Below are 13225 nucleotides of genomic sequence, written 5' to 3'. Positions count from 1 at the left end.
GCTGCGTCGAATCGAACACCGTCGTCCTTTCGGGGCATCCCGCCCACTGCCGGGGGCGGATGACCCGATGCTAGACGATCGGGGGACGCCCGGCGAACGCCATGCGCAGTACCGTGCGCACCGAGAGCACGCGCCGCTCACCGGGGTCGGACCGCCAGCCCTCGCGCCAGCCGGCGAACCACGCACCGAGGGCGGCGGGGTCGCGCGCCCAGCGGAGGCACTGGATCGCGGTCCACGAGCCGACGTAGGCGAGGGCGAGCGGAGCCGGGAGGTTGCGCCTCGCGAGCCAGACCCGGTTGCGCGCGTTCAGACGGTAGTAGTCGGCGTGCCTCGTCTGCTGGATCACCGGGTGCTCGGCGACGAGCTCTCCGGCGTACCACGTGCTGCGTCCGGTGTCCCAGACCCGCCAGGCAAGCTCGATGCCCTCGTGGGCGTAAAAGAAGGGAGCCGCCCAGCCGCCGGTCTGCTCGAAGACGTCGCGGCGCAGCACGACCGCCCCCTCCCAGACCGAGAACACGGGGCCGGAGCGACGCGGGTCGCCCTTGAGGATCCTCGGGATCCAGCGCGTCGGCGCCGGAGTGCCGTCGGTGCTGTCCACCCGGGGCTGCACGAGGCCGATCCGCCGCGGCGAGCTCAGGAGCGCGACGGCGTCGGCGAGGAACGTCGGCGAGGGGATCCGCGCGTCGTCGTCGAGGAAGAAGAGGTACTCCCCCGCCACCGCGGGCACTCCTGCGTTCCGCCCCGCGGGGATGCCGAGGTTCTCGGGCAGGGCGAGAGCGCGGATGCCCTCGGGGAGGCCGGTCGGCTCCCAGCCGTTGCCGACGCAGACGATGTCGAGCACGACACCCCGCTGTGCGAGGACGCTCGCGAGGCCGGTCGCCAGATCGTCGGGCCGCGTCCCCTGGGTCAGGACGACGACTCCGACGCGGGGCTCAGGAGCGGACACGCTTGGACGCCATGATCGCGACGAAGTGCCCGATCAGCGCGAGGAAAGCGAGCGGCAGCAGCGCCGAGACGAGGAACCGGTCGGCCGCCGAGGCGCCGACGACGAGCCCGACGAGCGTCGCCGCGAAGGCGAGCATCGTCAGCTCGACGGAGTGGTAGAGACGGTGGAACGGCACGAAGCGGGCGGCACGGCGCAGGCGCGCGAGCCCCGAGGAGGACGGCACCGCCTCGCCCTTCGTGTCGGCCAGCTTGGTGAGCCCCGCGTTCGCGCGGGCCACGTGCACCATGTCGTTGAGCGCCTTGTTCAGGACGATCACGAGGGCGAGCGCCAGCCCGACGGTCGTCCAGAGATAGTCGGCGGGCGCGTCGAAGGGCAGCCCCGCCGCCCGCAGGCCCAGCGCGATCGGGATGAGCGCCTCGGTCGTGTAGTGCCCGACCTTGTCGAGGAACACGCCTGCAGGAGAGGAGGTGCGGCGCCAGCGCGCGACCTCGCCGTCGCAGCAGTCGACCAGCATCTGCAGCTGGCCGAGCAGGAGCGCGAGCGCCGCCCCGGCGATGCCCGGGATCAGCAGCGCAGCGGCGGCGCTCCAGCCGACCAGGATCATCAGGCCGGTCACGCCGTTCGCCGTGATCGACGTGCGCAGGAGGAGCCAGGTGAGGTACGGCGAGAACCGCCGCAGGTAGAGCGAGGCGGTCCAGTGCTCCGCGTTCCGGCGGCCCCTCACCTCCGGTGGCTGCGCCACCGCCCGGAGCTCGGCGATCGATCGCGGTCTCGTGGTCTGCGTCATGCGCCCCTCGCTGGGTCGGCCCGCGGCTGGTGGCGGTGGGCGGAGATGTTGCTCGTCAGACCGGCGAAGCCCAGAACGAAGCCGGTGCCCCAGGCGACATGGATCGACGGGATCACGACAGCGAACCACAGCATCGCGCGGATCCCGTCGGCCCGCGCGACGACGATCGTCGCGAGCGCGACCAGGAGGAGATAGCCGACCGGGACGACGAGGCCGAGCAGCAGCCACGGTGCGGCGCCCGCGAGCACCTGGACGACTCCCCCGATCCCCACGAGCAGCCCGAGCGCGAGCAGGGCCACGAGCACCGGAGGCGCGAAGTAGCGCACCGAGCGCGAGGCCGGGAACAGCCGCGTGAGCTCGCCGCGCCACATCCCGGTCGAGAGGAACTGCCGGAGCAGCGCGCGCATCGAGGGGCGCGGCCGGTAGGTGACGGTGAGGCGCGGAGTGAACCAGACGACTCCCCCGAGCTCGCGGATCCTGCGGTTCAGCTCCCAGTCCTGGCCGCGCTTGAAGCGCTCGTCGAAGAGGCCCGCGCGCTCGAGCGCCGTGCGGCGGAAGACGCCGAGGTAGACCGTCTCGGCCGGACCCTCCTGGCCGCCGACGTGGTGCGGTGTGCCGCCCAGGCCGATGCGCGAGCCGTAGGCGCGGGCGACGGCGCGCTGGAACGGGGTCAGACCCTCTGCCGCCATGACTCCGCCGACGTTGTCGGCTCCCGAGCGCTGCAGCGCCGCGACGGCCTCGCGCGCGTAGTCGGACGGTAGGACCGAGTGCGCGTCGACGCGCACGACCACGGGGTGGTGCGACGCTCGGATGGCGGCGTTGAGCCCGGCGGGCGTCGAGCCGACGGCGTTCGGGACCACGTGGATCCGCGGGTCGGCCCCGCTCAGCTGGGCGACCAGCTCCTCGGTGCCGTCGATGCTCGGGGCGACCGCGAGCACGATGTCGAAGGGCCCGGAGTAGTCCTGCGCGAGCAGGGAGTCGACCGCCGCCCGCACGTGGGTGACCTCGTTCAGAACCGGCATGACGTACGAGACGCCGGGCAGATCGGAGAGGTCGTCCGTCGGTGTCTCGGGCTGCATGGGTCCAGTTCGTGTGGCGGGAGCACAACCCTAGCAGCCCCCGAGGACACGTCCTCGGGGGCTGCGGCGGTGCTGGGGAGGGTCAGCTGGTGGCCATCGTGCCCAGCGTGACGTCGACCTCGTAGCTCTGTCCGTTGCGCACGTAGGTGAGCTGGACGTCGGCGCCGGCGGCCTGCGCACGCACCTGTGCCGTCAGGTCGGAGGCGCTCGTGATGGGCGTACCCGACACCTCCGTCACGATGTCGCCCTTGGCGAGACCGGCGGCCTGTGCCGCTCCTCCGCTGGTGACCTCCTGGATGGAGGCGCCGAGGACGTCGGCCGTGGAGTCGGTGACGCTCGCCCCGAGGAGGCCGTGCGTCGCGGAGCCGTTCGCGATGATCTCCTTCGCGACACGCTCGGCGATCGCGCTGGGGATCGCGAAGCCGACTCCGATGTTGCCCGACTGCTCGCCCGAGCTGGACGACTGCCCGGCGCTGGCGATCGCGACGTTCACGCCGATGAGCTCGCCGTCGCTGTCGAGCAGCGCGCCACCGGAGTTGCCGGGGTTGATCGCCGCGTCGGTCTGGATGACCGGGAGCGAGATCGTGCTGGTGGCCTGCGTCTGCGGGGTCTGACCCGGGATGTCGAAGTTGAACGGGCTGTCGGTGCTGCCGCTCGAGCTGTCGCCCGAGTCGTCTGGAGCGGCCGAGGAGGCGACCTGGATGCTGCGGTTGAGCGCGCTCACGATGCCGTCGGTGACGGTGCCGGAGAGGCCCAGCGGAGCTCCGATCGCGACGGCGGTGTCGCCGACGTTGATCTTCGTCGAGTCGGCGAAGGTCATCGGAGTGAGGTCGCTCGCGTCGGTGAGCTTGATCACGGCGAGGTCGAGGGTCGGGTCGGTGCCCACGACGGTCGCCGCGAAGATCCGGCCGTCGCTGGTCGTGACCGTGACCGCGGCGTCCGAGATCGCGCCGTCGAGGGTGACGACGTGGGTGTTCGTGAGCACGTAGCCGTCCTTCGAGAGGACGATGCCCGAGCCGGTGCCGGCGGAGGAGCTGCCGCTGACCGAGATGGTCACCACGCTCGGAGTCGCCTTGGCCGCCACCGCGGTCGCGGTCGTCGCGTCCTCGGCGTTGTTGACGGTGATGGTCTGCGAACCCCCGGCGGACACGACGCGGGTGCCCGCGCCGTTCGAGGCCGACCAGAGACCGAACACACCGGCCCCGGCGACTCCACCGACGACCGCGCCGATGGCGAGGGCCGCGACGACGCTGACACCCGCGCGGCGCTTGGTCGCGGTCGGGACGGGTCCGGGCTGCTCGCCGGCAGGACCGAAGGCGCTCGAGGGCGGCTGCTCGGTGCTGTGCACGGTGTGCGGTGCGGGCGGAGCGTACTGGGCGGCGGCCGGAGCGTACTGTCCGTACCGGGGCGAGGGCTGCTCGGGTCGGGCCTCGTTGCCGGCCTCGGTGTTCGGCGTGTAGGGCGGCTGAGGCGCGGCGGCCTCGCGGATCGGCTCGGTGGGCCCGGTCGTCGACGAGGACGCTCCCTCGCGGTCGCCGGACTCTGACGGCGTGGTGGGTTCCTCCGGCTGACGAGGACCCTCGTGACTCTCGGTCATGGGTGCTGCTCCTTCCAAGCGGGGATAGCTTGACCAGGGAACCTGGGCGTTTCTTATGACAGGCCTGCAAGCGGGACATCAATGCCTGAGGTGCAGACTGAGAGCGTGAGCATCCACGGATCCTGGACCCGCGCCGCAGCGGGCGCCGGACTTCTCGGCCCCGGCGGCGCTGTCGCCCCCACTGTCTTCAGCGAGATGAGCGCCCTCGCGACCCGCACCGGGGCGATCAACCTCGGTCAGGGCTTCCCCGACGAGGACGGTCCTCGAGAAGTGCTCGAGACGGCGCGGGAGGCGATCGCCTCCGGCCTCAACCAGTACCCGCCCGGGCCCGGGTTCCCGGTGCTGCGCACCGCCGTCTCGGCCCACCAGCGCCGCTTCTACGGGCTCGAGGTCGACCCCGACGGCGAGGTCCTCGTCACGACCGGTGCGACGGAGGCGCTCGCGGCGACGCTCCTCGCGCTCCTCGAGCCCGGCGACGAGGTCGTGACGTTCACCCCGCACTACGACGCGTACGGCGCACTCATCGCGCTGGCCGGAGGTGTGCACCGCACCGTCGCCCTGCGCGGCCCCTCGTTCACCGTCGACCACGGCGAGCTGGAGGGAGCGGTGACCGACCGCACGCGCGTGATCCTCGTCAACGATCCGCACAACCCGACCGGCTCCGTCCTGCCCGCCGAGACCCGCGAGCTCATCGTGCGCCTCGCCGAGCGCCACGACGCGCTGATCGTGACCGACGAGGTCTACGAGCACCTCCGCTTCGACGGCGCGCACGTGCCGATCGCGACCCTGCCCGGTGCGTTCGAGCGCACGCTCACGATCTCCTCCGCCGGCAAGACCTTCAGCACCACGGGCTGGAAGATCGGCTGGATCACCGGCCCTCGTGACCTGCTGACCGCGGTCCTCGCCGTCAAGCAGTTCCTCACCTACGTCAGCGGGTCGCCCTTCCAGGGCGCGGTGGCTCGAGGACTCGGCCTCGACGACGTGTTCTTCACCGGGATCGCGGCGACCCTCGAGCACAAGCGCGACATCCTCTCGGCGGGACTGTCGGCGGCGGGCTTCACGGTGTCGCCCTCGGCGGGCAGCTACTTCGTGGTGGCCGACGCGGCGCCGCTCGGGTTCGACGACTCCGTCGCCTTCTGCCGCGCACTGCCCGAGCTGGCGGGAGTCGTCGCGGTGCCGGTGTCGGCGTTCTGCCGCGCCGAGGATGCGGCTCCGTACCGCTCGCTGGTGCGCTTCGCGTTCTGCAAGCGCGTCGAGGTGCTCGACCGTGCGGCCGAGCGGCTCGCCGCGATGCGACCGAGAGCCTGACGGGCGCTCAGACGGGCTGGACCCTGAAGCGCCGGAGCGCCAAGGCCGGGTTCTTCGCGCGGGCGGCGTCGATCCGCTCGCGGGAGATCCAGGCCACCGCGACGTCCTCGGCCTCGCCGAGCGTCGCGATCTCGACGCCCATCGGGTCGACGATCATGCTGGTGCCCACACCGATCGGAGGCGTCTGGTCGGCCGCCAGCAGATAGATCGTGTTCTCGAGCGCGCGCGCCGTCACCAGCACGCGCCAGTGCGCCTCCTTGAGCGGGCCGCGCACCCACTCGGCCGGAGCAGCGACCACCTCGGCACCCGCGTCGACGAGCCAGCGGGTCACCTCGGGGAAGCGGAGGTCGTAGCAGGTCTGCAGTCCGACGACGAGGCCGCCGACCACGAAGGTCTGCGGGGCCTCGATCGCTCCGGCGGCGACCCACTCCGACTCGGTCTGGCCGAAGGCGTCGTAGAGGTGGAGCTTGCGGTACCGGGCGACCAGTGAGCCGCTCGGATCGACGGCGATCAGAGTGTTCGCGATGCGCCGACCGTCGTCGACCGCCTCGACCATCCCGGCGACGAGGTGCACCCCCAGCTCGCGGGCGATGGCACCGAGACCGGAGGCGAAGGGGCCGTCGAGCGCCTCGCCCGCCGCGACGAGCTCGGGACCGAGCGGATCGACGAAGAACGAGCTGTACTCGGGGAGGACCACGAGAGTCGCGCCGCGCTCCGCCGCCACCGCGGCGAGTCGACGGATCGTCGCGAGGTTGGCGTCGCGGTCGGCGATCGGCGCGAACTGCGCCACGGCGACTCCGACCGCATCGCTCGCGGCGGGCTCGGCCGTCATCAGCTCGGCGGGTAGAGGAACAGCGGGACGCTGGAGGCCGGGATCGTGCGCGCGTGGTACGCGTGATCGTTGCCCCAGTTGTACTCCTCGAGCGAGACGGTGCCGTCGGAGTTGACCGACTGCACGTAGGCGACGTGGTTGCCGTTGAACCAGGCGACGCTGCCGGGGACCGGCGTGCTGCTGGTCACCCAGCCGTGCGAGGCCCACTGTCCGGCCCAGGCGTAGGCGCTGCCGCCGCCCGGGGTCAGGTTGCCCCAGGTCCACTTGAACGGGGCGCCGGTCGAGCCCTGGTCGCGGTTGAGACGCCAGGCGACGAAGTCGACGCATTCGCGGTAGTAGTAGCGCAGCGGCGAGAGGCCACCGCCCTGGTCGTCGGTGAGCGCGTCGCGCCAGGGGTAGTCGTCGCCCTCCTCGCGCGGAGTGACGGAGGTGCTGGAGCCGGAGGAGCCCGCGGCGGTGGAGCCCGCCGCCTCACCCGAGGTGCGGGCCTCCTCCGCTGCTGCGGCAGCCTCCTCGGCCTCGCGGGCGGCCTTCTCGGCCGCGGCGGCGAGCGCACGAGCCTGCGCGGCGGCCTCGTCGAGCTGGGCCTGCGTCGGGGCGGTGAAGGAGTCGCGGATGACCTGCTCCTGCACGGCCGCGCCCGAGACGGTGAGCTTCTGGTTGCCGAGCGCCTGCACCCGGGCGGCCGCCTCGATGGCGGCCTGCGAGTCGGGTGCGGGATCGAACGAGTAGGCGGGCAGGGCCATCACGGCGACCATCCCGGCGATGGCCGCGACGGCGACGGTGCTGAGCGCGGTACGGAGCGCTCGACGGGAGCGGCGCCGGACGGGGGCGACCGCGGCGAGGACGGGGGCTTTCACCGGACTCGGCGCCGGCCGGACCACGGGGACGGGCCGGGTGGCGGACTCCGCGTCCCGGCGGCTGCGCCGGGTGGGGTGGACCGTCGGCCCGCTCGACCCTTCGGGGGTCGGTACCGGGCTGTCGTCCACCTGTTCGTCCGTCACGCCTGAACCCTTCGCATCCCGACGAGGATACCCTGCGGCTCGACGCGACACACCAGGCCGGGACGCATCGTGACGCTGCTCGACCGGCCGATGACGCGAGCGGGAGACCGGAGTAGCGTCCGGGGCGAGGCGCAGGCGACGGAGCCGCGCGAGGAGGGACGGGCCATGGTCACGAGCGAGCGGGTCTTCAGCGGATTCAGCGTCGACAGTGTGGAGGAGGCGGAGCGCTTCTACGGCGGGACGCTCGGCTTCGATGTCTCGGTGAACGAGATGGGGATCCTGGACATCGCGCTGCCGGGCGGCGGCCGCGCGATCGCGTATCCGAAGCCGACGCACGAGCCCGCGGGCTTCACGATCCTGAACCTCGAGGTCGTCGATGTCGACGTCGCGGTCGCGGAGCTGAATCGCGCGGGCGTCGTCACGAAGATCTACGACGACAGCGATCTCCCGACCGACGCGACGGGCGTGATGCGCGGCCACGGGCCGACGATCGCCTGGTTCCGCGATCCGGCGGGCAACGTGCTGAGCGTGATCGCCGCGGGCTGAGAAGGCCGCAACAACGACGAAAGCCGGCCCTTGTCAGGACCGGCTTCCGTCTTCTTGTTGCGGGGGCAGGATTTGAACCTACGACCTCTGGGTTATGAGCCCAGCGAGCTACCGAACTGCTCCACCCCGCGGCACAAGAAGAAACACTACATGCGGATTCTGCGGAGCGCAAATCGAGTGGCCGGCGGGCTCGGGAGGGGTGCTCAGAGCCTCTTGGACGCCACGATCGCGACCCCCGGAGCGGAGTCGGAGACCTCTAGTCCGGCGCGCTCGAGTGCGTCGACGATGCGGTCGGTCGGATGGTCGAAGCGGCGGACGTCGGCGTCGACGACCGGCTCACCGACGGTGGGATCGAGGGTGAGAGTGCCGCCCGGCTCGACGAACCACTCGATGATCCGCGCCCACTCGTCGAGGTCGGGCAGCCACGAGAGGGCGCTCCTGCTCGTCGCGACGAGCCCGAAGGAGTCGGGCTCGGGCAGCATGTGCCGCAGCTCGTAGACGTTCGCGCAGAGGAACCGCGAGCGCCCGGTGAGGCCGAGGTCGGCCGCGAGCGCGCGGGCGCGACGGACCGCCGGCATCGAGAAGTCGACGCCGATGACCTCCGCGCCCCGCTTCGCCCGGACGAGGCTCCGGGAGCCGTCACCGCTCTGCAGATGGAGGACGCGACCGCCCTCCTCCTCCTCGGAGGGAGCGGTCGCCGCCAGGAGCGGGTCGGGGCGGGACGGATCCCGCGACTCCCAGTAGGCGCGGTTCAGGTCGAGCCACTCCCCCGAGCTCAGATGCTCGCCGCGGTCGACCTGAACCATCGTGCTACTGCGCTCCCTCTGCCGTGAGAGCGCGCTGCAGCGCCTCCGTCAGCTTCTCGTCGGCGGCCGCGAACGCGGTCAGATCACCGGCGGTGAGAGCGGCCTGACGCTCGGCCAGGGCGGCGCTCGCGTCGCTGAGCGCGGCCTGCAGCTCCGTCTGGTCGGTCGTCCCGGTACCCGGGTCGGTACCGGTACCCGGGTCGGTGCCCGTGCCCGGGTCGACGGCGGGGTCGGTGCTCGGGTCGACCGGTGTGCCGGTGTCGCCCGCATCGGCTCCGGAGTCGCCGCCGAACAGGCTGTCCAGTGCCGCGTCGAGGGTGTCCTCGAAGGCGATGTCGTCACCGAACGCGACGAGCACCTTCTGCAGCAGCGGGAAGCTCGTGTTGCCGTTGGAGCTGACGTAGATCGGCTGCACGTAGAGGAGCCCGCCGCCCACCGGGAGGGTGAGCAGGTTGCCGCGCGTGACCGTCGTGTCGCCGCGCTGGAGCAGAGCCAGCTGGTTGGCGACCGTCGGGTCGGTGTTGAACGCGTTCTGCACCTGGCCGGGGCCGGGGACCGTGTCGTCGCTCGGCAGCTCCAGCAGTCTCAGCGTGCCGTAGCCGTCGGCGACCGAGCCCTGGGTGGAGCCCGCGTCGGAGTCGGCGACGAGGTAGCCCGTCAGCACGTTGCGGCTCGCGGCGCTACCGGGGGTGCTCGCCGGGATGTACGTCGAGTACAGCGAGTACGACGGGGCCTCGACATCGGGGGTCTGCAGCGTCAGGTAGTACGGAGGCTGCAGCGAGTCTCCGCCCACACCGGTCGCGGTCGTCGTCGAGTTGCCGCTCGTCGGGTCGTCGGGAGTCGACCACGCGGCCTCGCGGGAGTAGAACGATCCCGCGTCGGTCACGTGGTAGGTGCCCAGCACGGCGCGCTGCACCTTGAAGAGGTCCTCGGGGTAGCGGACGTGGCTGAGCAGATCGGCCGACATGTCGCTGATCGGCTCGACGGTGCTCGGGAAGATCTTCTGCCACGTCTGCAGCACCGGGTCCTCGGTGTCCCAGGCGTAGAGCGTCACCTTGCCGTCGTAGGCGTCGACCGTGGCCTTGACGCTGTTGCGGATGTAGTTGACGTCGTCGGTCGGGAACTGCTGCTGCGTGTTGGTGTCGGCGATCGCCTGCGAGAGGCTCTGCACCTCCGAGTACGGGTAGTCGGCCGAGGTCGTGTATCCGTCGACGACCCAGACCACTCGGCCGTCGACGACGGTCGGGTAGGCGTCGGAGTCGAGGGTCAGATAGGGGGCGACTTTCTGCACACGGTCGACCGGGTTGCGGTCGTAGAGGATCTGCGACTGGTCGTTCACACCGTCCGACAGGAAGATCTGCTCGGACTGGAACTTGATCGCGTAGACGAGCTTCTTGAAGACGTTGTCGAGCGAGGGCCCGCCGTCGCCGTCGAAGGTCGTGTAGGTCTGCTGCTCACCCTCGGTCCCCGAGGGGTAGTCGAGCTCGATGTTGCGGTCGTCGTCTCCGCCGACGATCGAGTACGCGGGCGAGTTCTCGCCGAAGTAGATCCGCGGCTCGTAGTCGCCGAGGTCGCCGACCGTCGGGACGCCCGACTCGATGAAGACCGGCTCGCCGTCGGCCGAGCGCTGATTGCCGTAGGCGGCGACCAACCCGTAGCCGTGGGTGTACACGAGGGTCTGGTTGTACCAGGTCTGGTTGGTGCCGAGGCCCGCGAGGTTCAGCTCGCGCACGCCGACCACCGCGTCCTGCGTCGATCCGTCGATCGAGTAGCGGTCGACGTCGAGCGCGTTCTGCTGGTCGCCGAACGAGTAGTACTGGCGGAACTGCTGCAGCTGCGAGAACGCGTCGGTGACCACGGCGGGGTCGAGGATGCGGATGTTGGCCGTGGTCTCGGCGTCGGTGCGCAGGGCGCCCGGCTCGGCGTCGGTGGTCGCGTCGTACGGGATGACCTGGACGTCGTCGACTCCGTAGGCCTGACGGGTCATGTCGATGTTGCGCTGGATGTACTGCTCCTCGAGCGTGCGCTCGTTGGGAACGACCTGGAACGTCTGCACGACCCACGGGTAGAGGGAGCCGACGAGCAGGCTCGAGACGATGAGGAGCGCCGTGCCGATGACGGGCAGGCGCCAGCGGCCGATGAACGCCGTGACGACGAAGAGGACGGCGACCAGGGCCGCGACACCCGCGAGGATCTGCAGGCCGGGGATGACCGCGTTGACCGTCGAGTACGTCGCGCCGGTGATGCGAGCGCCCTGGTCGGTGAGCGTCGCGTACTGGTCGAGCCAGAGGCTGACGGCCTGCACGAGGAGGTAGAGGGCGGCGATGATCGCGAGCTGGATGCGCGAGGACTTCGAGATCCGCACCTCGCGGCCGTTCACGCGGATCGCTCCGTAGAGGTACCCGGTGGCCAGGGCGGCGAGGCCGGCGATGAGCAGGACGGCCGAGGCGAAGCCGACGATGCTCTGGTAGAAGGGCAGCTCGAAGAGGTAGAAGGACGTGTCGAGGCCGAACTGCGGGTCCGTGACGCCGGAGGGCGTGCGGTTCCAGTAGGTCAGGCTCGTCTGCCAGCGGGTGGCGGACGAGACGCCGGCGAAGAGGCCGAGCACCGCGGGGATCCCGAAGGTGGCCAGGCGACGCAGCGGCTCGACGACCTGCTGGTAGCGGTCGATCTGCGAATTGAGCTTCGCGTAGACCGGCCGGAGGCGGTAGGCGAGCGTCAGACTGATGAAGACCGGCACCGCCATCGCGATGAAGCCGAGGGCGAAGAGACCACCCGCCGCCGCCCACTGAGTGGTCAGCACCGACAGGAACCCGAGCTGGTCGTACCAGAGGATGTCGGTGTAGAGACCGGCGAAGACGAAGAACGCCACCACCAGAACGGCGACCACCACGACCGTGACGGCGAGAACGCTCCGTCTCTTCCGCGGCGGCGTTTCGGTTGCTGTGGAACTCACTGATGGGCCTCTTGCTGTCGAGATGTGAGGGGAGGCTCCCCATGGTAGGCGACGGCCGTGCCGCCCACCTGAGCGTCGCCCCCGTCCGGGTCAGCCGACCGGAGTCGCGCCGTCGCAGGTCGGCAGGCCCGCGGTGTCGTCGGCGGCGATGCCCTGGAGCGCGGCGAGCGCCTCGTCGAGGGTCGACACGCTCAGGACCTCGAGCCCGTCCGGCACGTGCCCGACCACCTCGCCGCAGTTCCGGCTCGGCGCGAGGAAGTGCGTGGCGCCGGCTCCGACCGCCCCGTACATCTTCTGGCGGATGCCGCCGATCGGGCCGACCTCGCCCGCGGCGTCGATGGTGCCCGTCCCGGCGACCTGCTCGCCTCCGTTGAGGGACCCCTCGGTGAGCTTGTCGATGATCCCGAGCGCGAACATCATGCCGGCACTCGGACCGCCGACGTCGTCGAGCTGGATGTCGACGTCGAAGGGGAAGTCGAAGACCGCCCCGGCGACGATGCCGATGACCGCCGTTCCGTCGTTGTCGACGGGGGTGATCCGCACGTCCTGCTGCGCGCCGTCGCGCTCGATCGTCAGTGTCACAGGGCCGGAGGTGCCTGCGGCCTGAACGGCCTCGCGCAGCGCCGCGACATCGGCGACGGACGTCCCCTCGACGGCGAGGACCTCGTCGCCCGCCTCGAGCACGCCCGTCGACGGCGAGTCGTCGGGGATCTGCGCGACCGAGACGCGCTGGGTCACGGGATAGCCCAGCTCGGTCAGCGCGGCGGCGATCGCCTCCTGCTGCGAGTCGGTCATCTCGGCCTGGTTGGCCTGGTCGCGCTCCTCGACGGTGGTGGCGGCGGGGAAGATCTGCTCGACCGGCACGACGGCCTTGGTGCGGTCGAACCAGGCGCCCGCGACCTCGACCCAGTTGGGGAGGCTGTCGGGGTTGCCGACGACGGAGACCGTGAGCATGTCGAGAGTGCCGGTCGTGGGGTAGACGGTCTCGTCGGGGATCGAGATGAGCGGCACATCGTCGCCGCTCGTGCCGAGGGTGTCGAAGACGGGACCCGGCTGCTCGATCACGTAGGGCGCCGGGGCGATGCCGAGAGCGACGACCAGGCCGACTCCGGAGAAGAGGACGGCCGGGCCGACCCAGGCGCGGCGACCGCGCGGGGCACCGGAGCGCGGGTCGTCGGAGAAGAGCGACACGGTGGCCTTCCTGAGGGCGGGGGCGGAGCGGCTCCGCCGGGATGTTCGCGGCGGGCGGAAGAGGTTCGGGCGGGGACGGTCGTCCTGCACGCCGTCGCCCCGGACGCTCGGGCTAACGTAGCTTGCACGACTGGGAGTCGTGTCACCACCGAGGCCCGACCCACCGTCCAGGC

Annotated in this window: 11 protein-coding genes and 1 tRNA gene; 2 read left to right on the top strand and 10 right to left on the bottom strand. The window is 71.3% G+C overall.

What is annotated here, in order from left to right:
* Window positions 1-70: 70 nt before the first annotated feature.
* The 4 genes from ASG06_RS11455 to ASG06_RS11440 form a co-directional block, all read right to left on the bottom strand.
* Complete coding sequence (locus tag ASG06_RS11455) at window positions 71-946, bottom strand: glycosyltransferase family 2 protein (RefSeq protein ID WP_056042106.1); 876 nt, start codon at window positions 944-946, stop codon at window positions 71-73.
* Window positions 933-1733, bottom strand: coding sequence for a CDP-alcohol phosphatidyltransferase family protein (locus ASG06_RS11450; protein ID WP_056042104.1), 801 nt, complete (start codon window positions 1731-1733; stop codon window positions 933-935). The genes ASG06_RS11455 and ASG06_RS11450 overlap by 14 nt, the downstream gene beginning before the upstream one ends.
* On the bottom strand, window positions 1730-2812 hold the full coding sequence (locus ASG06_RS11445; RefSeq protein ID WP_056042102.1) for a glycosyltransferase family 2 protein: 1083 nt from the start codon (window positions 2810-2812) through the stop codon (window positions 1730-1732). The genes ASG06_RS11450 and ASG06_RS11445 overlap by 4 nt, the downstream gene beginning before the upstream one ends.
* Window positions 2813-2894: 82 nt before the next feature.
* Entirely contained in the window at window positions 2895-4409 is a 1515-nt protein-coding gene (locus tag ASG06_RS11440; RefSeq protein ID WP_082499148.1) for a S1C family serine protease, read from the bottom strand.
* 105 nt (window positions 4410-4514) lie between these two features.
* Here ASG06_RS11440 and ASG06_RS11435 point away from each other — a divergent pair, with 105 nt between their 5' ends.
* Window positions 4515-5717, top strand: a complete 1203-nt coding sequence (locus tag ASG06_RS11435) for an aminotransferase class I/II-fold pyridoxal phosphate-dependent enzyme (protein ID WP_056042586.1) — start codon at window positions 4515-4517, stop codon at window positions 5715-5717.
* A 7-nt stretch (window positions 5718-5724) separates the two neighbouring features.
* Here the strand turns inward: ASG06_RS11435 and ASG06_RS11430 are convergent, their stop codons facing one another.
* Both ASG06_RS11430 and ASG06_RS11425 read right to left on the bottom strand, forming a co-directional pair.
* A complete protein-coding gene (locus ASG06_RS11430; RefSeq protein WP_056042100.1) occupies window positions 5725-6549 on the bottom strand; it encodes a carbon-nitrogen hydrolase family protein in 825 nt (274 codons plus the stop codon).
* Entirely contained in the window at window positions 6549-7553 is a 1005-nt protein-coding gene (locus ASG06_RS11425) for a CHAP domain-containing protein (protein ID WP_156465954.1), read from the bottom strand. Before ASG06_RS11425 ends, ASG06_RS11430 begins: the two co-directional genes overlap by 1 nt.
* A 165-nt stretch (window positions 7554-7718) precedes the next feature.
* Between ASG06_RS11425 and ASG06_RS11420 the strand changes: the two genes are divergently transcribed.
* Complete coding sequence (locus ASG06_RS11420) at window positions 7719-8099, top strand: VOC family protein (protein ID WP_056042096.1); 381 nt, start codon at window positions 7719-7721, stop codon at window positions 8097-8099.
* A 57-nt stretch (window positions 8100-8156) separates the two neighbouring features.
* Here ASG06_RS11420 and ASG06_RS11415 read toward each other — a convergent pair.
* The 4 genes from ASG06_RS11415 to ASG06_RS11400 form a co-directional block, all read right to left on the bottom strand.
* A tRNA-Met gene (locus ASG06_RS11415) sits at window positions 8157-8230 on the bottom strand.
* A 72-nt stretch (window positions 8231-8302) separates the two neighbouring features.
* Complete coding sequence (locus ASG06_RS11410; protein ID WP_056042094.1) at window positions 8303-8905, bottom strand: class I SAM-dependent methyltransferase; 603 nt, start codon at window positions 8903-8905, stop codon at window positions 8303-8305.
* Window positions 8906-8909: 4 nt separating this feature from the next.
* Window positions 8910-11861: a UPF0182 family membrane protein gene (locus tag ASG06_RS11405; protein ID WP_197409406.1), complete on the bottom strand. Its 2952-nt coding sequence runs from the start codon at window positions 11859-11861 to the stop codon at window positions 8910-8912.
* A 90-nt stretch (window positions 11862-11951) separates the two neighbouring features.
* Window positions 11952-13052, bottom strand: a complete 1101-nt coding sequence (locus ASG06_RS11400; RefSeq protein ID WP_056042091.1) for a YlbL family protein — start codon at window positions 13050-13052, stop codon at window positions 11952-11954.
* Between the last annotated feature and the right edge of the window lie 173 nt (window positions 13053-13225).

Source organism: Rathayibacter sp. Leaf185 (assembly GCF_001423885.1).
Classification (GTDB): Bacteria; Actinomycetota; Actinomycetes; order Actinomycetales; family Microbacteriaceae; genus Rathayibacter.
The sequence above is the reverse complement of the archived record's forward strand: the minus strand, read 5'-3'. Positions and strand labels throughout refer to the sequence as shown.